Annotated in this window: 10 protein-coding genes and 1 pseudogene; 6 read left to right on the top strand and 5 right to left on the bottom strand. The window is 65.7% G+C overall.

Going from position 1 to position 20,370, the window contains the following annotated elements:
• A partial coding sequence (locus QOI01_RS32585) for a type I polyketide synthase (protein ID WP_526387771.1) occupies positions 1-9,390 on the bottom strand: 9,390 nt, incomplete at its 3' end.
• A gap of 216 nt (positions 9,391-9,606) precedes the next feature.
• Here QOI01_RS32585 and QOI01_RS32580 point away from each other — a divergent pair.
• The 4 genes from QOI01_RS32580 to QOI01_RS32565 all read left to right on the top strand — a co-directional run bounded on the left by QOI01_RS32580 (position 9,607) and on the right by QOI01_RS32565 (position 17,051).
• The gene (locus tag QOI01_RS32580; protein WP_526387770.1) at positions 9,607-11,028 is read left to right on the top strand and encodes a condensation domain-containing protein; all 1,422 of its coding nucleotides are present in this window, start codon (positions 9,607-9,609) and stop codon (positions 11,026-11,028) included.
• A 65-nt stretch (positions 11,029-11,093) separates the two neighbouring features.
• A complete protein-coding gene (locus QOI01_RS32575; protein WP_526387768.1) occupies positions 11,094-14,093 on the top strand; it encodes an MMPL/RND family transporter in 3,000 nt (999 codons plus the stop codon).
• A 53-nt stretch (positions 14,094-14,146) separates the two neighbouring features.
• Positions 14,147-15,283 (top strand): acyltransferase PE, encoded by a 1,137-nt coding sequence (pe, locus tag QOI01_RS32570; RefSeq protein WP_526387766.1) that lies wholly within the window; start codon positions 14,147-14,149, stop codon positions 15,281-15,283.
• A gap of 25 nt (positions 15,284-15,308) precedes the next feature.
• Positions 15,309-17,051 carry a fatty-acid--AMP ligase gene (locus tag QOI01_RS32565; RefSeq protein WP_526387772.1) on the top strand — a complete coding sequence of 581 codons (1,743 nt, stop codon included), beginning with the start codon at positions 15,309-15,311 and terminating at the stop codon, positions 17,049-17,051.
• A gap of 16 nt (positions 17,052-17,067) precedes the next feature.
• Here QOI01_RS32565 and QOI01_RS32560 read toward each other — a convergent pair whose 3' ends face one another.
• Positions 17,068-17,718 carry a GAP family protein gene (locus QOI01_RS32560; protein ID WP_526387764.1) on the bottom strand — a complete coding sequence of 217 codons (651 nt, stop codon included), beginning with the start codon at positions 17,716-17,718 and terminating at the stop codon, positions 17,068-17,070.
• 78 nt (positions 17,719-17,796) lie between these two features.
• Positions 17,797-17,886, bottom strand: a pseudogene (locus QOI01_RS32555) (hypothetical protein); the annotation flags it as partial.
• A 191-nt stretch (positions 17,887-18,077) separates the two neighbouring features.
• On the opposite strand from QOI01_RS32555, the gene QOI01_RS32550 reads away from it, so the two are divergent.
• Complete coding sequence (locus QOI01_RS32550; RefSeq protein WP_526387762.1) at positions 18,078-19,094, top strand: isopenicillin N synthase family dioxygenase; 1,017 nt, start codon at positions 18,078-18,080, stop codon at positions 19,092-19,094.
• Positions 19,095-19,163: 69 nt separating this feature from the next.
• Positions 19,164-19,649 carry a flavin reductase family protein gene (locus tag QOI01_RS32545; RefSeq protein ID WP_526387760.1) on the top strand — a complete coding sequence of 162 codons (486 nt, stop codon included), beginning with the start codon at positions 19,164-19,166 and terminating at the stop codon, positions 19,647-19,649.
• A 9-nt stretch (positions 19,650-19,658) separates the two neighbouring features.
• Here QOI01_RS32545 and QOI01_RS32540 read toward each other — a convergent pair whose 3' ends face one another.
• Both QOI01_RS32540 and QOI01_RS32535 read right to left on the bottom strand, forming a co-directional pair.
• Entirely contained in the window at positions 19,659-19,820 is a 162-nt protein-coding gene (locus QOI01_RS32540) for a hypothetical protein (protein ID WP_526387758.1), read from the bottom strand.
• 117 nt (positions 19,821-19,937) lie between these two features.
• Positions 19,938-20,370: succinate dehydrogenase/fumarate reductase iron-sulfur subunit (locus QOI01_RS32535; protein ID WP_526387756.1), on the bottom strand; the 433-nt coding region annotated here is incomplete at its 5' end.

The following is a 20,370-nucleotide window of genomic DNA, read 5'->3' as shown; positions in this document are numbered from 1 at the left end:
GCGGTCACCGGGCTGCAACTGGGCCCAGTCGAACGCGAGCCGCACCGTGAGCGCCGCCGCGGGGATCGTGGCCGCATCGACCGCGCTCAGCCCGTCGGGAATCGGCGCCAGCAGCTGGGCAGGCACGTTGAACCGGCTGGAGAACGCGCCCTGCATGAAGCCATAGACGCGTTGGCCCACCTCGAGTTCGGTGACGTCGCTGCCCAACTGCGTGACGACGCCTGCGAAGTCCCCGCCGATCGGTCCGGGATCGCCCGGGTAGAGGCCGAGCACGTTGAGCACGTCCCGGAAGTTGAGGCCCGAGGCCTCCACCCGAACCTGCACGTAGCCCTCGTCCGGTGGCGGCACGTCCTTTTCGGTCAGCCGCAGGTTGTCGATCGCACCGCGTTCGGTCGGCGCCAGGACGTAGTCGCCTCCGCGTGGCACCGTGAGATGTCCACCGCGTGCCCACGGCAACAACCGTGAGGCCAGCAGCTTTCCTTGCCGCAGTGCGAGTTCCGGCTCCTGGAGGGATGGGTACGGGGTGGCGATCAGATTCGCCAGTGCGTGCACGGCCTCCTGTGATCCGTCGGAATCGACCAGTTTGAGGCGCAACGCCGGTTCCTCGTTGATCGCCGTGCGCCCGAATCCCCAGAGGGCCGCTTGCACTGGGTCGACCGGCTCGCCGGATTCGCACGCAACGGCCCGCTCGGTGACGATCCACAGTCCGCCAGGCAGTTTCACCTCGCCGCCCTGCACGGTGTGCACGGCGCTGAGCAGGTTGGCGAGCTCGGTCTCGAGCCGCGCGGCGACTTCGGCGCTCGACTCTGCTGTGCTCGAGTGCTCTGGGCTCCGGCCCGTAGCGCCCCAGACCACCCCGGAGAACGGCAGACCGCGCTCGTGAGCCTGGGCCAACAACTGTCCCAAGTGCTCCGGATCGCCTGCCGGATCGAACGGGATGCAGCCCGGCACCTCGGCGGCCAGTTCGTCGAATCCGGCGATCAGCCAGGTGCCGTCCGTGTTCTCGGCACCGTCTTCGGATGGTGGCGGAGGAACCTCGTGCCAGCCAAGGGTGTACAGCAGTCGAGTGGCATCGCCGCCGAGCCCGCGCAACAACGCCTCGCGGGGCGCGCGTTTGACCGTGAACTCGCGGATTCCACCCAACTGGCGGCCGTCCCGGTCGACGAAATCGAGATCGAAGACCTGGGTCTCGCTGTCGAGCCCTGTTTCGTGCCACCTCGCGCGGCAGTAGAACCTGCGCGGCATCTTCTCGCACAGCGTCACCTGCCCGTACCGCAACGGCAGGAACAGATCGCTCACACCCTGTTCGGCCGCGAGAAGTGCAGGGAACGCTGGGAAGGCGACTCCGGTGCACAGGTCCATCAGCACCGGGTGCATCGGCTCGCTTCCGAGCTGTTCGGCGAGTTCTTCGCCGACGACGATGTCGCCGATCGCCTCACCCTCACCGAGCCACAGCGACTTCAGGGAACCGGACCAGGTCGGCCCCCACGCCAGCTCCAGGTCGGCGAAGGTCTCGAACAACTCCTGCGGACGCATGCGGTCCAGCCGCTCGATGGCCGCGTCGACGGGATCGGTCTGCTCGGACACCGGCTCGTCATCGACGCCGGTGACGACAGTGCCTTCGGCGTTCAACGACCATTCGGCGCCGCGTTCACCGTACGGGCGGCTGTGCACCTTGAATGTCGAACCGCTGCCGTCCACGAGCGGATGCAACGTCAGCTGCACCTCGCGAGAAGCCTTCCCGGGCAGGATGATCGGCTCGTAGAAGAAGACGTCCTTCGCGCGCGCCGGGGTACCGACGGCGGCCAACGCCATCGCTGCGTACGTCGCCCCGGGGACGACCACGATGCCATAGATGACGTGGTCGGAAAGCCACGGCTGCGACTTGACGGACAATCTGCTGGTGTAGACGGCGTCACCAGAGGCGAGGTCCTTTGCGCTACCGAGGATTCCGGAGACCGCCTCACCGTGGACACCGGAACCGGCGATGCCGGACGTCTTGGGCCAGAAGCGGCGGCGCTGGAATGGATACGTGGGCAATTCGAGTCTGCGACCGGGTTGACGTTGCAGCGCACCGAAATTGGGTCGGTGGCCGCCGACGTAGGCCGCGGCCAGCGCGTCGGCGATCTGGCGCCGGTCGCCAACCCCTTTACGCAGCGAGACGATCGCCCGCGGAGCGGCCAGGTGTTCGGGCCAGACCTGCACGGCAGCCCCGGTCAGCACCGGTTGCGGACCGAGCTCCATCAACACCGAGCATCCCAGCCATGCCACGGTGCGCACACTTTCGGCGAATTGCACCGGCTGCCGGGAATGCCGCCGCCAGTATTGCGCGTCGAGCGGGGTTTGGGACGTGAGCACCGCGCCGGTGCGGTTGCAGATCAGCGGCAACGTCGGGACGGCGAACTGCAGCTGCGCTGCGTACGACTCGAATTCGTCGAGAACCGGATCCAGCAATTCCGAGTGGAAGGCGTGGCTGGTCTCCAGCCAGGTGCAGCGGATGCCCTCGTCGTCGAATCTTGCGACTACGTGCTCCAGATCCTCACCTGGACCCGACAGCACGGTGTTGGGTCCGTTGTAGGCGCCGACCGACACTCGCGGGAATTGGCCGGCGATCTCCTCGACGTGCTTGGGGTCGGTGAAAACCGCTACCATTCGCCCACCTTCGGGCAGGCTGCCGAACAGCCGGCCGCGCTCGGCCATCAGCCGTGCGCCGTCGGTGAGGCTGAAGACTCCGGCCACACATGCCGCTGCATACTGGCCCACGCTGTGCCCCAGCACCACGTCGGGCTCGATGCCCCACGACTGCCACAGCCGGGCCAGGCCCATTTCGACGGCGAAGAGCGCTGGCTGGGCAAACGAAGTGTGCCGCAGTATTTCTTGGGCGTCGCCTCCGGCTCTGCGGTCGGTGGCGAACAGCACCTCCAATAGCGGACGCGGCAGCATGTCATCGACCGCCTCCGCGCAACGTGTCACGGTTTCGGCGAAAACCGGCTCGGCGTCGAACAACTCGCGGGCCATGCCCGGATACTGGCTGCCCTGCCCGGTGAACAACCACGCCGTCGTCGGGCGGTGCGTGTGCTCGCCACGGACGACGCCGGGCCGCAGCCGGTTCTCGGCCAACTCGGCCAGGCCCTCGCGCGCATTCTCGACCGAATCGACGACCAGCGCGACCCGATGTTCGAAATGAGAACGGCCCGTGCCTGCAGTGAGGCAGAGGTCGGCGAGGTCGGCATCCGGACGGGCTGTCAACCAGGCCGCGTAACGCTGCGCCACCTCCACCAATGCTTCCGGCGTCCGCGCGGACAGAGCCAGCACGTTGAAGGGCCGCTCGGGATTGTCCGACTCCCGGGGCGCGGGCTCGATGCTCTTCGCGCGAGCGCTCATCGCCGCACCCAGTGGGGCTTCCTCGATCAGCACGTGTGCGTTCGTGCCGGTGAACCCGAAGGAACTCACACCGGCGCGCCGTGGCCTGCCGTTGGCGTGCCACGGCATTGCCTCGTCCACGACCCGCACCGGCAGCGAGTCCCACGGGATGTGCGGCGACGGCGTGTCGAAGTGCAGGCTTTGCGGCAGCACGTCGTGCTGCAGCGACAACACGACTTTGATCAGACCTGCTGCCCCTGATGCCGACTCGGTATGACCGATGTTGGTCTTCACCGATCCCATCAGCAACGGTCGGTCTGCGTCCCGCGAGCCACCGTAGGCGGCTGCGGCTGCCTGCACCTCGATCGGATCGCCCAGCGGGGTGCCCGTCCCGTGCGCCTCGAGGTAGTCGACGTCCCCGCCTTCCAGACCGGCGCGAGCCAGCGCCGTCGCGATGAGTCGTTGCTGTGCACCACCATTGGGCACTGTCAGACCACTGGACGCGCCGTCCTGGTTGACCGCGCTGCTGGAAATGACCGCGCAAACCCGATCGCCATCGCGCACCGCGTCGCTCAGCCTCTTGAGCACGAGGATTCCGCAGCCTTCACTGCGCACGTAGCCGTCGGCGGAGGCGTCGAACGTCTTGCATCGCCCGACTGGCGAAAGCATCCTGGCGCGGGAGGCGGCGATCACCGTCACCGGACTGAGCAAGACGTTCACACCGCCGGCCAACGCCAGGTCGCAGTCACCGGAGTGCAATGCCTGGACGGCCTGATGGACGGCCACCAGCGCCGAGCTGCAAGCGGTATCGACCGCCATCGCCGGTCCTTCGAGTCCCAGCGCGAAGGCCACCCGACCGGAAATGGCGTTGAGCGCGTTGCCGGTGATGAAGTAGGGCTCGATCTTGTCGAGCGACTCCGACGACAGCAGATGCGCATACTCGTTGGCGGCCACCCCCATGAAGATGCCGGTTTGGCTTCCGCGCAATGCGGCCGGCGCGTACCCAGCCCTTTCGATACCCTCCCACGCCGTTTCGAGCACGAGCCGCTGCTGAGGCTCGATCCAGACCGCTTCGCGCGGAGAGATGCCGAAGAACTCGGGGTCGAATCCATCGATTCCGTCGAGGAACCCGCCGAAGCGCGTATAGGTCTTGCCCGGAGTCTCTGGATCCGGATCGTAGAACTCGTCGATGTCGAATCGGTCCTCCGGGACTTCCCGGATCGCATCGACACCGCCGGACAGCAACTCCCAGAAGGCTTCCGGGTCGGGCGCCCCGGGGAAACGGCACGACACCGCGACGATCGCGATGGGCTCGTCCGAAGGCGTCGTCACTGAGGCAAGCCGAGGTTTGGCGGAGGCCTGCTCGCGGAGGCCCAGGACGTCGCCGAGCAGGTAGTCGGTCGCATCGGACAGCCGGGGGTGATCCATCACCAGGGTGACGGGTATCTCCTTGCCCACTCCTTGTTCGATGCGGCGCCGCAATTCGACGGCCATCAACGAATCCATGCCGAGGTCGAAGAACCCGGCGTCCTCGCGGATCTCCGCGGCGTCTACCCGCGTCACTTCTGCTACCGCGTCGCGCAGGTAGTCCGTCAGAAGCTTCTTGCGCTGCTGTATCGGAGCGTTGGTGAGCTGCTCGACCAGCTTGGTCTTGCCAGAAGCAGTGGCAGGCGGCGCCACGGCCGTCAGCTCGGAGGGCACCTCGCGTTCCACCTCGGCCAGGAATGCCCGTCGCCCCGCCTGCTGGTAGAGCGGCAGGAAACGGGCCCAGTCGATCCGGGCCACCACTCCTTGCGCCGGGCCCTGCGAAGCAGCCGCCACGACATCGGCCAGACCTGCCAGTGCGTCGGCAGGTGACAACGTCCGGACGCCTCGCTTGTCCAGTCGCGCACGCGACTCCGCGTCGGCCATGCCCGCCGACCAGGGACCGAAGTTCACGCTGATCCCCGGGATGCCCTGTTCGCGCAGGCGCCAGGCCAGCCCGTCGAGGAAGGCGTTGGCCGCGCCGTACGCGGTCTGACCGAACCCGCCCCATACGGAGGCGATCGAGGAGGTGCTGATGAAGAAGTCCAGCTGCAGGTCAGCGGCTGCTTCACTCAAATGCCAAGCACCCCAGACCTTCCCGGCGAAGACGCGGTCTACTTCGGCGTCGTCCAGGTTGCTCAGCGGAGTGGTGCCGAGTTCCCCGGCGGCATGGACGATGCCGGCCAACGGCGGCAGCTCGGCAGCCACGGTCGCCAGCAGGCGTGCGACGTCGTGCGCGTCGGCGACATCGGCAGTGACGACCCGGAATTCGCAGCCGTGCTGTTCGGCGAGCGCGTCGATGCGCTGTTGCGCGGCAGCGCTGGGGGCGCGTCGGCTGGTCAGCACCTGGTGCTTGGCGCCCTGCGCGGCCAGGTATCCCGCGAGCTCCAGTCCTATCGACCCCAGCCCGCCGGTCACCAAATACGTTGCGTCAGCGCGCAGTTCCAGCTTCTGAGCGCTCGGCTGCCCATCCCGGCGCACCAGCCGGGGGACATGGACCGCTCTATCGCGCAGCGCGATTTGGTCTTCCCCACGTGGTTGCGCCACCACCTGGTTGATGAACCGCGACCATTCGTCGGCAGTGCATTCAGCCAGATCCGCCAGTCCGCCCCACACGTGCGGAAGCTCCAATGAGGCGGCCCGGCCGAATCCCCAGAGGCAACTCTGGTCCGGCGACACGGTGTCTGCGTCGGTGACTCGCTGTGCACCACGTGTAACCAACCAAATGGGTGTGCGCAGTTCCGCGGCGATCGCGGCACGGAAGAGCCGCCGTGTTCCGCTGAGGATTTGGTGTTGCATCCGCAACAGTGACCGCATCGATGGTGCACCGTCGGAGTCGAGGGCCGCGACATGCACGATACGTAGCGTCGGATCGTCCGCTGCGGCAGCGCGCAACGTGCTCGCGAGCTGTTCGGTGTCCGCGTCGGATACCGGCAACCCGAGGATCCGATGCCGGTGGCCACGTGCAGTCAGCACGTCGACCAAGGGCTGGATCGCTTGAGCACCATCACCGATGAGCAGCCAGGTAGCTCCCTCGCCTACGTCCGCGCTGGACCCAAGAGCAGCGGATTTCTCCCAGCGGATCTCGTAGCGGTCGCCCGCTTTTGCCTGGTTCGTTCGCTGTTGGTTGTGTTGTGCCGCAAGCTTGGTCAGCACGTTCAGGGTCTGGTGGTCGCCGCCCGCACCGTCGAGCAGGGCTGCGAGTTCCTCGATCCGGCCGTCCTCGAGGAGGCGGACCGCGTGGGTACGCGCGCCCACGTGCGGTTGCTCGTCGGCGGGCTCCGGATCTTTATCTTTGTTGTCTCGGAACCAGTACTCGCGGCGCTCGAACGGATAGGTGGGCAGGTCGAGCTTCCGCGCGTGCGCCTGCCGAAAAGCGGCGAATTCGGGCAGGTGGCCCAAGACGTACGCGTCGGCGACGGCTTCGGTGAGCTGTCGGTGGTCGGCGGTGTTTCGACGCAGCGACGCTATCGCCCGCGGCGCGGTGGCCGGGTCGGGCCAGGCCCGCAAGGCCGCGGCGGTGAGCACCGGTTGTGGGCCGATTTCGAGCAACACCTTGCAATTCAGCTCGGCAAGGGTGCGCACGCTCTTGGCGAACTCCACCGGTTGGCGCGCGTGACGACGCCAATAGGCGCCATCGAGTTTCACGCTCCTGCCGAGCGCGGCACCGGTGCGGTTGTCGATCAGAATCCGTTGTGGCGGGGCGAAATTGAACCGCTGCGCATAGGACTCGAATTCGTCGAGGATCGGGTCCAGCAGCGCCGAGTGGAACGCGTGGCTGGTGTCAAGCCGGTCACACCGGACGCCGTCGGCAGTCAACCGGGCCACCGCCTGGTCCAGCTCCCGAGTGGGTCCCGACAGCACGGTGTTGGCGCCGTTGTAGGCGGCGACCGAAAGACTCGGGAATTCGTCGGTGAGGCTCTCGACACGCTCGGCGGCGGCGAACACCGCGACCATTCGACCACCCGCAGGCAAACTGCCGAAGAGGCGGCCGCGCTCGGCCAACAACAGCGCGCCGTCCTCGAGGCTGAACACCCCCGCGACGCAGGCCGCCGAATACTGGCCGACGCTGTGGCCCAGCACCACGTCGGGTTCGAAGCCCCGCGACTGCCAGAGCCGGGCCAGGGCCAGTTCCACCGCGAACAGGGCGGGCTGCGCGTAGCTGGTTTGCCGCAGCGTCTCATCGCCATCCGGGCCATCCACATCGAAGATGACATCCAGCAATGGCCTATCGAGAACGTCGGCTACCACTGCCGCGCAACGATTCAGGGTCTCGGCGAATACCGGTTCGGTGTCGAACAACTCCCGGGCCATGCCGGGGTATTGGCTGCCCTGACCGGTGAAGAGCCACGCCGTCTTCGGCGTGTCATGGGATTCTCCGCGAACCAGACCGGGTGCCGGCCGGTCGTCCACGAGCGCTCCGAGTAACTCGATGGCAGCTTCCCTCGAGTTGACCACCAACGCGGCACGGTGCTCCAAGTGCGCGCGACTCACTCCGGCGGTGAAGCACACGTCCGCCAAGGTGGCCTCCGAGTGCGCGCTCAACCAGCTGCGGTATTGATCGGCGACCTGCACCAGCGCAGCGGGCGTCCGCGCCGAGAGCGGAAGGATGTGGAACCGCGGAGCCGCCCCGGCGGCGACATCCAACCCCGGACCGGGTTGCTCGACGAGACTGGGTGCCGAAGCGGGCGCTTCCTCGACGATGACGTGAGCGTTGGTCCCAGCGAATCCGAACGAGCTGACTCCCGCGATACGTGGCTGACCGTTGCGCTCCCAGGGGGTGGCCTCCTGCACGACCTTCACCGCAAGGCGGTCCCAGGGAATGTGCGGCGACGGATTCTCGAAGTGCAGGTGTTTCGGCAAAGTCTCGTGCTCGAGCGACAGGATGACCTTGATCACGCCGGCGATCCCCGCGGCGGCCTCCAGATGCCCGATGTTCGTCTTCGCCGAGCCGATCAACAGCGGCCGACTCGCGTTGCGGCCTACGCCGAACACCGCACCGGCGGCCTGAGCCTCGATCGGATCGCCCAGCGATGTCCCCGTCCCGTGCGCCTCCAGGTATCCGACGTCACTGGGTGCGACGCCGGCGCGCTTCAGAGCATCGGCGATGACTCGTTGCTGAGCAACGCCGTTCGGCACCGTCAAGCCACCCGATGCGCCGTCCTGGTTGACCGCACTGCCGCGGATCACGGCGCGAATCCGGTCACCGTCGCGGATCGCGTCCTCGAGGCGCTTGATGACGATGACGCCGCAACCCTCGCCGCGCACATAGCCGTCTGCGGCCGCGTCGAAGGTCTTGCATCGGCCGTCGGGCGCGAGCATGTGCGCATGGGAGAAAGTGATCATGGTCGCCGGGGTGAGTAGGACGTTTGCGCCGCCGGCCAGCGTGAGGTCGCATTCGCCCAACTGCAGCGCTTGGCACGCCTGATGGATCGCCACCAGCGACGAGCTGCACGCCGTGTCGACGGCGACCGCCGGGCCCTGCAGCCCCAACCGATAGCTGATCCGTCCCGCTGCTGCGGCATTCGACGTACCGATGGCCAGATAGGCCTCGATCTCGGAATAGGTCAGCTCGTCGGATGCCATTCCCAAGTAGTCATGGGTGGCCAAACCCACGAACACACCGGTGTTGGTGTTGGCCAAAGCCGTTGGCGCAGTGCCCGAATGCTCGATCGCGCGCCACGCCGTCTCCAGCAGGAGCCGATGCTGCGGGTCCATCATCCTGACCTCGCGCGTCGACATGCCGAAGAACGGCGCGTCGAACCCCGTCACGTCATCGACGAAACCCGCACGACGAGTCACGACCTTGCCGGGCACACCGGGTTCCGGGTCGAAGAATTCGTCGACGTCCCAGCGGTCCTTTGGCACCTCCGAGATCGCGTCCCGCCCCTCGCTCAGCACGTCCCAGAACTCATCGGCATTCTGGGCGCCCGGGAAACGCGCCGCGTAGCCGACGATTGCGAAGCGGGGGGCCGGGTCGATCGGACGTTCGGCGGAAACCATGCGGTTGTGCTCCTAGCATCGGCGGTCAGAATGCAATTGGGCGAGACACCTGTAGCGCCTGAAGATTGACCTCGACGGCCTACTATTGCACGTCCACCTGTCGCATGCGGCCGGGGTCGGCGCCGGGCGACTGCGGCGGAACCGAGGGTATGTTGAGCCACGAGTGATGCCGGAGGGGGGCCGGCTGTAGCGGGGAGTACGGGAGAGGACAAAGTCTTGCGCATCGGGAAGATTACGGTTGGCGGACTTGATGAATGGACGCTAACGCCCGGCTCAGTTACCTCGTGGCATCCGACGGCCGCGGCGCAGGAGAAGGCCCGGCAAGCGCCGATTAGTTCGGTGCCGGTGAGCTACATGCAGGGCCAGCATCTCCGAAACTATTCCGAACGCGCGGCCGCGGGCCTGAACTTCTCTCGACAGATCATCGCCAGCTGCGACGTGGCCGGCCAATGCGATATTTCGGCTATGGATCACGCCGTCAACGCATACCTACGTCGGCACGACACGTTCCTCAGTTGGTTCGAAAACACCGGCAACGGCGCCTTCATTAGACGTGCCATGGACGATCCGGCCGACATTGAATTCGCGCCGGTCGATCAGGGCCACCTGACCGTTGACGAAATACGCGTTCACGTCGTCGACATACCGAATCCGCTGGAGTGGGGTTGCTTCACTTTCGGGATTGTCCAGCACGAGCACCACTTCACGTTCTTTGCCGCCATGGATCACGTGCACGGAGATGCCACGTTGATCGGCACGACGATGATGGAAGCCAACGGAATGTATTCGGCCATGAGCGGAAGCGGCCAGGCCCTCACGCTGCCCGACGCTGGAAGCTTCGATGACTTTTGCGTCCGCGAGCGCGAGTTCACATCAACGTTGACCTTGGATTCGCCTGGGGTACGCGCGTGGATTGACTTCGCCGAGAACAACAAGGGTGGCTTTCCCGAATTCCCACTACCACTGGGCAACCCGCTGAAATCCACCAGCAGTTACATGGCCTCCGAACTCCTGATGGACGCAGCCCAAACGGAGCGATTCGAAGCAGCCTGCACTGCGGCCGGGGCGCGCTTCGTCGGCGGTTTGTTCGCTTGTCTCGGCCTGGTTGAGCACGAGTTCACCGGCGCGCTCACGTATCACGGGCTCACTCCGAGGGATTCCCGCACGGCCAGCGACAATTTCATGACGCAGGGTTGGTTTACTGGACTGATCCCGATCACCGTCCCGATAGCAGCGACCTCCTTCAACGATGCCGCATATGCAGCGCAGGCCTCTTTCGATTCGGGTCTGGACATGGCGAGAGTGCCGTATTACCGCGTAATGGAGTTGGCGCCGTGGTTGAACTGGCCACGTCCGAACTTTCCGGTGTCGAACTTCTTGCACGGCGGCGCAGCCCCGCTCAACGCAATACTCGCAGCAGCCGACATAGGCCTTGCGAACAACGTCGGAATCTATCCCGACGCCCGATTTTCGTATCAATTGACGATCTACGTATTCCGGTACGGGGAAGGCACGGCCATGGCGATCATGCATCCCGACAATCCGATCGCCGAGAAATCAGTAACCCGCTACATGGAGGCCATGAAATCGGTGTCCGTACGGGTCGCTGACAGCGGGCATTGGGGACGCGTCGCATAGCGGCGAGCAAATCGATGGCCAGGGTTTTTCCGTGATGCGCAATTCGGGGCGAGGGTGAGGGCGGTATGCGACGGCTAGCCGACCTCGTGGTGCGGTGGCCATGGGTGGTGATAGGGGTTTGGATCGCAATTGCGGTCGCCCTGCCGCTGAGCTTCCCATCGCTGGGCGAGATGGCGCAGAAGCATCCGCTGGCCATTTTGCCCAGCGATGCACCGTCGAGTGTCACCGCCAAGAAGATGACCGAGGCGTTTCACGAACCGGGCAACGACGACCTCCTGTTGGTGGCGTTGATCAACGAGAACGGGCTGGGACCCGCCGACGAGGCCACCTACGGCAAGCTCGTGGACGCGCTGCACGATGACCAGGCAGACGTCGTGACGGTGCAGGATTTCGTCAACACGCCACAACTGCGACAGTTCCTGACGAGTGAGGACAAGAAGACCTGGGTGTTGCCGGTCGGCCTCGCGGGCGAGTTGGGCACGCCGCGGTCCTTCGACTCATTCAACCGAGTGGCCGACATCGTCGAACGCAGCGTCGCAGGCAGCCCCATGACAGTGCACCTCACCGGGCCCGCGGCCACGGTCGCGGACCTCACCGTCGCGGGTCAACGGGATCGCCTGCCGATCGAGCTCGCGATCGCCGTCCTGGTGCTGTTGGTGCTGTTGCTGGTCTACCGCAGCGCCGTCACCATGCTGCTGCCGCTGGTGACGATCGGGTCGTCCCTGGTGATCGCACAGGCAGTGGTGGCGGGCTTCTCCCAGTTGACCGGGTCAGGCGTCTCGAACCAGTCCATCGTGTTCCTGAGCGCGATCATGGCGGGTGCGGGAACGGACTACGCGGTCTTCCTCATCAGCCGCTATCACGACTACGTGCGGTCGGGGATGGACTCCAACCGGGCGGTCAAGGCGGCGATGATCTCGATCGGCAAGGTGATCACCGCATCCGCCACCACGGTGGGGATCACCTTTCTCCTGTTGAGCTTCGCCAAGATGGGAGTGTTCAGAACGGTCGGAATCTCGTCGGCGATTGGCATCGGCGTCGCATTCCTGGCCGGAGTGACGCTGCTGCCGGCAATCCTGGTGCTCGCCGGGCCGCGTGGCTGGGTCAAGCCACGGCGTGAACTGACTGCTCGGTTCTGGCGACGTTCCGGCATCCGTATCGTGCGGAGGCCGGTGGCACACCTGGTTGCCAGTGTGCTCGTCCTGGCCATCCTGGCCAGCTTCGCGATCCTCGCGAAATACAATTACGACGATCGAAAGGTCGTCGCGGCGTCGGCGCCGAGTTCGATCGGGTACGCGGCGCTGGAACGCCACTTCCCCATCAGTCAGTCCATCCCCGAATACATCCTCGTTCAGTCACCGCACGACCTGCGCACCCCGCGGGCGCTCGCGGACTTGGAACAACTGGCCTCGCGCGTCGCACAGCTGCCGAACGTCGGTCTGGTCAGCGGCATCACCCGACCGCTGGGAGACGTGCCGCAGGAATTCAGAGCCACCTATCAGGCCGGGCTCGTCGGTAACCGACTGGCCGACGGCTCCGACCAGATCAACCAGCGCACCGGCGACCTCAACCGACTTGCGGCCGGGGCCAACACGCTGGCCGACAGCCTCAATGACGTGCGTGCGCAGGTCAACAGGATCGTGCCGAGTATCCAGAGTCTGGTCAGTGAGTTCTCCTCGATGAGGACCCAGTACGGTGGGGACAAGCTGGTGCGGGACGTCGACAACGCCGCCAAGCTCGTCGACAGCATCAACGCGCTCGGCAATTCCATGGGTGTGAACTTCACGGCCGCCAAGGACTTCTTCGCCTGGATAGGCCCGGTCCTGACGGCACTGCAGGGCAACCCGGTCTGCGACGCCGACTCCTCCTGCAGCAACACCCGCAACCAGTTCGAGCAGCTCGTCGCCGCACGCAACGGCGGAAACCTCGACCAGATCAACGACCTCGCGCACCAGTTCCAGAGTTTCGGTGACAAACAGTCCCTCAACGCGACGGTGAACAAGCTGAACGGTGCACTCGCCAATGTCGCCAAGGCGGTCAACTCGATGGGCCTGAACAAGCCCGGTGGCCCGCAGGCGGGCCTGAACCAGCTGAAGCAGAACGCCGACCGGCTGGCGGGCGGAAGCCAGCAGGTGGCAGGCGGAGTGAACCAACTCGTCGATCAGATCAAACTGGTGGCGTCCGGACTCAACGAGGCATCGGCCTTTCTCTTGACGATGAAGGACAACGCCGCGGACCCGTCACAGGCGGGGTTCAACATTCCGGAACAAGTGCTGGGTCTGCCGGATTTCCAGAAGGCCGCCAAGGCGTTCATCTCGCCCGACGGCCACTCGGTGCGGTATCTGGTGCAGACCAAACTGAACCCGTTCAGCTCCGAGGCGATGGATCAGGTCAACGAGATCAGTGACACCGCTCGGGGTGCCCAGCCGAACACCACACTGTCCGACGCCACGATATCCATGGGCGGGTTCCCTGCCGCGCTGCGGGACACGCGTGACTACTACGAGCACGACATCCGATACATCATCTTCGCGACCCTCATCGTCGTGCTGCTGACGCTGATGGTGCTGCTGCGTGCGATCGTCGCACCGCTCTATCTCGTCGGTTCCGTGGTGATCTCGTATTTCGCGGCGATCGGCGTCGGCGTCTTGGCGTTTCAATTCATCCTCGGCCAGCAGTTGCATTGGAGCGTTCCCCCGTTGGCCTTCGTGGTGCTGGTCGCTGTGGGCGCCGACTACAACATGCTCTTGGTGTCGCGAATGCGGGACGAGTCTCCGCACAGCATGCGGCACGGCATCATCCGCACCCTGGGTTCGACGGGCGGCGTGATCACCGCGGCTGGACTGATCTTCGCCGCCTCGATGGGCGGGCTCTTGTTCTCGAGCATCGGCATCGTGATGCAGGGCGGTTTCGTGATCGGGGTGGGCATTCTGCTGGATACCTTCGTGGTGCGCACCATCACCGTGCCCGCCATCGCGGCGCTGGTCGGGCGGGCGAACTGGTGGCCGTCAGGAGTGCCCGCGCCGCCGCGGGCACCAGCCAAAGCCGTCGAGCAGCAGGTTTAGCAAGGACGCACCATGTATGTGAAACTAGGGAAGCTGAGCGGTCAGGAGTAGGGATGAAGAAACTCCTCGCAGGATTTGCGGTGCTGGTAACTGCCGGTGTCACAGGATGTTTCGGCGTCGGGAGCGCGACCGCCGATGACTCGTCGACCCCAGGGCCGCCGGCGCCAGGGACGTTGACCCCCGCGTCGTCAGACCCTGGGACTGCATATGCGTTGGGCGGCGCCCACGTGCTCGGTATTCCCTATGACGAATACATCCGTCTCACGGGCGCGGACTGGTTCCCGGGTATGAAGCGGGAGAAAGTCGACTATCCCGCAGGACAGGTTCAGGGGCACGTCCTGGAACGCCTGTTCCCCGGTATCGGCCCGATCGGCGAAAAGATCCATCCCGGCCTGGGGCTGGATGGGCCGAGCATCGGCGAGTCGATCGACATCGGTGAGCCCAACCTCGAAACGGCCATCCGCAACGGGGGCCCCGGCAGGGCAATGGGGTTGTCCGAGGGTGCGCTGGTGCTCAACGCGGTAAAGGCGCAAATGGCAAATGATCCGACCGCTCCGCCGCCGGACCGACTCAGCTTCGCGACGTTCGGCGACCCGATCGCCAAGACCCCGTTCGGGGAGAGCTTCCTGACCCAGATGTTCCCGGTCGGCAGCGTCGTTCCGGCGATGGACTACCGCATCCCCGCTCCGGTGGAGAGCCAGTACCACACCGACCAGTTCGTCTCTGCCTACGACAGCATCGCCGACTTTCCCGACCGGCCGGACAACCTGTTCGCCCTCGCCAACTCGATCGCCGGCCTGGCCACCGGGCACACCGCGATTGCGTTCACCAACCCGGGCAACGTTCCGCCGCAGAACATCCGAACGACGGTCAACTCGAGGGGGGCGACGACGACGACGTACCTGGTCCCCGAGCAGCACCTTCCCCTGGTGTTGCCCTTCAAGTACCTCGGATTCCCGGAGGACACGCTGAACAAGCTGGACGCGATCTTGATGCCCAGGGTGAATGCGGGATATTCGCGCAACGACGATCCGGCGACCGCGCCGGTCCAGGTGGATCCGGTGCACGGCTTCGACCCCGCGGAAGTCACCGCACCGGCCAACAACGCGACGTTCGGCGGCGGCGGCGACCCCATTTCGACGCTCGTCAACGGTGCCATGTCCGTGTTGTCCAACGGTGAGCACCCATAACGGACGTGACGTGACGCCTCCAAGCCTGGGTACGTCCCAGTCATCCATCCTTTCGATGCTGCACGGACGTGCCAGCCTGCGCCCCGGTGACGTGGCATTCACCTTCACCGACTACACCCACCACCCGGCGGGTGTCATCGAGAGTCTCACGTGGGCGCAGTTGTCCCGCCGAACCTTGAACGTGGCACGCGAGCTCAGCCTTCATGCGTCGGTCGGAGACCGGGCGGTGATCCTTGCACCGCAGAGCCTTGACTACATCCTGGCCTTCCTGGGCTCCATGCAGGCTGGGCTGATCGCGGTGCCGCTGCCGTTGCCGCATCGCGGCTCGAATCACGAGCGGGTGGGCGCGGTCTTTGCCGACACGTCGCCCTCGGTCGTGCTCACAACGTCCGCGGTGGCGGAAGACGTCGGCGATTACGTTGATCAAGCCCGCCTGGAAATTGCGCCCAAGATCGTCGAAATCGATTCCTTGAAGCTGGACGTCGAACTCGGACCAAGCATCGAGCCGCCTGGTGTGTCGAGCATCGCGTATTTGCAATACAGCTCGGGTTCGACCCGAACGCCGACCGGTGTCATGCTTTCGCATCGCAACCTTCAGGTGAACTTCGAGCAGTTGATGCGCAGCCTTTTCGCGGTCTCCGGCGTCATGGCCCCACCGGACACGATCGTGTCGTGGTTGCCCTTCTACCACGACATGGGTTTGGTGCTGGGCGTCTGCGCCCCGATCCTTGGCGGTTTTCGCGCCGAATTGACTTCTCCAGTGGCGTTCTTGGAAAGACCGGCCAGGTGGATGCGAGCGCTGGCTGAGAATCCTCGTGCCTTTTCGGCGGCGCCCAACTTCGCCTTTGATTTGGCCGCCCGCAAGACCACCGACGGTGATCTGGCTGGTTTGGACCTCGGTGGGGTGCTTGGCATCATCAGCGGTGCCGAACGCGTCGAGCCGGCCACCCTGGAACGGTTCGTCGATCGGTTTGCGCACTTCAATCTTCGGGACCACATGATGCGTCCTTCCTATGGCTTGGCGGAGGCAACCGTCTTCGTGACCGCCGGCACCTGGAGCGAATCATCGCCAGCGGTTCACTTCGATGTCGACGAGCTGTCCGCAGGCCGCGTCCAGCGGAGCGCGGCCGGCAGGGGCACTGCCCTGGTCAAATACAAGGTGCCGCAAACCCCTACGCTGCGCATCGTCGATTCCGACACCAATCGCGAGTGCCCGCAGGACGTGGTCGGCGAGCTCTGGGTGCATGGCGACAATGTCGCCGACGGCTACTGGCGTAAACCGCCGGAGGAGCAGCGCTGCTTCGGCGCAACGCTGGTCGACCCCTCATCGGGCACGCCCGACGGACCGTGGCTACGAACCGGCGACCTGGGATTCATTTCCAATGGTGAACTGTTCATCGTCGGCCGTATCAAGGATCTGCTCATCATCCGTGGAGGTAATCACTATCCCGAGGACATCGAGGTGACGGTCCAGGAGATCACGGGTGGGCGGGTCGCAGCGATCGCGGTGCCGGTGAATAGCACCGAGAATCTGGTCACCATCATCGAGCTCAAGAAGCGAGGCGATTCCAACGAGGAGGCAATGCGCTGGCTAAGCGGGGTCAAGAGCGACGTCACCTCCGCGATATCCAATGCGCACGGCTTGAACGTCGGGGATCTCGTGCTGGTACCGCCAGGGTCGATTCCGACCACGACGAGCGGCAAGATTCGACGGGCCGCCTGCGTCGAGCAGTACCGCCAGGATCAATTCACCCGGTTGGACGCCTAAGCCCTGCCGGCGGGGCTCACAGGCCCACCAGCCCGACCACGACCAGGAAGCCACCGACCCCGGCCAGCAGAGCGGCAACGTCACGGCGACGGCGTGACCGGAGCCAGCGGTGCAGCGCGTTCATCGCCGCCCGGGTCCGGTGCGGCGCGATCAGGTAGGCGACGAGTGGCAGTTCGACGAGAGCGAAGGCCACCACGTTGAACATCATCAGCGCAGCGACCTGAGTCATGGCGGTGGTGCCGGAAGCGAGGATGACGGCTAGCGCCGCCAGATAGTCGAGGGACGGTAGCGCGATGCCGAGGCCTGCCACCGCCGCCACCCACGGCGAACTGCCGTTCGTCAGTCGCCGAGCCTGCGCCGACAGTCGCCCGGGGTGGTCGGACCGGCGAAGCTGGAGGCCGGTGGCCAGCACGGCGGCGACCAGCAGGGCCAGCACGCCGATCACGATCTGCACCTTGGGCAAGGTGAAGTGCGCAGACCCCAGCAGCGCGGGCCGCAGGACGAAGAGCACGACCAGTCCCACCGCCGTTCCCATCGTGAAGCCGCCAACCAGGAACGCCAGCAACTGCAGGATCGGCCGCGGCCGGTTCAGCATCAGGACCGTCATGCCGATGCGGAACGGTTCCAGGCTCACGGCGACGGCCATCACCAGAAGAGTGATCCACATGGTGGGTCAGTGCCGGTTTCGCTCGACCGGCTAGGCGTCCAACCGGGTGAACCGGCCTTGCCGGCTGACGATGCCGATCTGCTCGTAGTCGGTGTAGGTGAACGCCTTGTCGTCGGGCTGAAGGCCGGCACGCTCGCGCAGAATTGAGAGAAGAGTCGGCTGAGGCATGGGCGTCAGGTTACCGTCAGCTGTTCGGTCACGTGACCCGTGGTCGGCATCACCGGCGATGCTGTGGGATCGATCCAGCAAATCTGGGAACCGGGTGAAAGCGGTTGGCGTCCCTGGGGAATGCCCCTGCCGTCGGCGACTTGAGTTCACGTCGATCGAGAACGTGGCCGAGATGCCCGATCGCGGCGATCATGGAAGGCGTGTCCGTTCAAACCGCGCTGCCCGTCGTCGACCTGCGTGACGAGGCCGCCCCGCTGCGGGAGCGCCTGCGATCGGTGGCGCACGAGGTGGGTTTCTTCCACCTCGCCGGACACGGGGTTCCCGACGACCTGACCGCGCGCGTGCTCGCATCGGCGCGGGCGTTGTTCGCTCTACCGCAGCAGGATAAGGACGCGGTCGCGATGGTGAACAGTCCGCACTTTCGCGGCTACACGCGCCTCGGCGGTGAGCTCACCGGCGGCGCCGTCGACTGGCGCGAGCAGATCGACATCGGACCCGAGCGCGTGCCCGTGCGCAACCCGGCAGAGCCGTATCTGCGACTGCAGGGTCCCAACCAGTGGCCGCCCGCGCTGCCCGAGCTGCCAGGGGTCATCGCCGAATGGGACGCCGCACTCGCCGACGTCGGACGAAGGTTGCTGCGGCACTTCGCCGTATCGCTCGGCAGCCCCGAGGACGTCTTCGATGCGGCGTTCGCGGAGACCCCCGCCACGTTGATCAAGATCGTCCGCTACCCGGCCGAGGCCGACGGCCCCCAGGGGGTCGGCGCCCACCGCGATGCGGGCGTGCTCACGCTGTTGCTCGCCGAACCAGGCAGCCGTGGCCTGGAGGTCCGCGGGTCCACCGGGGCGAGCGAAGCGACGGGAGATGACCATGGAGAGTGGGTCGACGTCGACCCGCTGCCGGGCGCGCTCATCGTCAACATCGGTGAGATGCTCGAGATCGCCAGCGGCGGCTATCTGCGTGCCACCGAGCATCGGGTGGCGCTCTCAGCCAGGGAGCGCATCTCGGTGCCGTACTTCTTCAATCCGAGGCTGGACGCCCAGTTTCCGGTGCTGTCGCTGCCGGACGAGCTGGCCGCCAAGGCCCGCGGCATCACCGCGGACCCGTCCAACGAGAGGATCTTCGCGGTGTACGGCCGCAATGCTTGGAAGAGTCGATTGCGCGCGCATCCCGACGTCGCTGCTGTGCATCTTTATGGGCGGGCGTAGCTGGGTGGGGCAGGGAATGCGCGGGCGTAGCTGGGTGGGCAGGGAAACTCATGTGAAGATGGAGTCGCTATGAGCAGCACAGATCTGAGTCCGGCTTCACTGCGTGAGGCGTTCGGTCACTTTCCGTCCGGCGTGATCGCGATCGCCGCCGAGGTCGATGGCACCCTGGTCGGCTTGGCGGCGAGCACGTTCGTGCCGGTGTCGCTGGACCCGCCGCTGGTGTCCTTCTGCGTACAGAATTCGTCGACGACGTGGCCCAAGCTCAAGGACCTGCCGCTCCTGGGGATCAGCGTGCTCGGCGAGTCGCACGACGAGGCGGCGAAGACGCTCGCGGCCAAGACGGGTGACCGGTTCGCGGGTCTGGAGACCAAGTCGACCGCGGGCGGCGCGGTGTTCATCCACGGCACCAGTGTCTGGTTGGAGAGCGCCATCGAGCAGCTTGTCCCCGCGGGCGATCACACGATCGTCGTTCTGCGGGTGCACGACATCACGGTTCATGACGACATCCCGCCGATCGTGTTCCACCGCAGCACGTTCCGTCGGCTGGGCGCCTGAGGCTGCTTCTCAGGGGCGCTGGCCGAGCTCCTCGCGGTAGCCCTGAATCCGCTTGTCGATCTCAGCGGCGTCGTCGCGCCTGCCCTCCTTGCGGGCCAGCTCGGCCCGTGCGGTCAGCTCGCGGATCGCGGTGCGAATGTCGTTGACGCTCTGTGTTTCTCCACTGCTCATGTGGCGCCTCCCTTCGTCGTTGATGGGTGTTGGTTGGCAGCTGTCACGAGCCTACGCGCCAACGCGAACTGGCCGCGAGAATTCTCGCGGCCAGTTCACGTTCGTCCAGGGGTGCTCTCACCGTTTGAAGAGCTTGTTCCCCAGCCACACGATCGGGTCGTACTTGCGGTCCGCCACGCGCTCCTTCATCGGGATCAGCGCGTTGTCGGTGATCTTGATGTGCTCGGGGCAGACCTCGGTGCAGCACTTGGTGATGTTGCAGTAGCCAAGCCCGAAGTCCTCCTGGGCCATGTCCTTGCGGTCCACGGTGTCCAGTGGGTGCATGTCGAGCTCGGCGACACGCATCAGGTACCGCGGCCCGGAGAACGCCTGCTTGTTCTCCTCGTGGTCACGCACCACGTGGCAGGTGTTCTGGCACAGGAAGCACTCGATGCACTTGCGGAATTCCTGGCTGCGGTTCACGTCCTCCTGCTGCATGCGGTATTCACCGGGCTGCAGATCCTTCGGCGGGGTGAACGACGGGATCTCCCGCGCCTTCTGGTAGTTGAAG

Source organism: Mycobacterium sp. (genome assembly GCF_032162605.1).
In the GTDB taxonomy this organism is placed as follows: domain Bacteria; phylum Actinomycetota; class Actinomycetes; order Mycobacteriales; family Mycobacteriaceae; genus Mycobacterium.
This window is presented reverse-complemented; position numbering and strand designations above follow the sequence as displayed.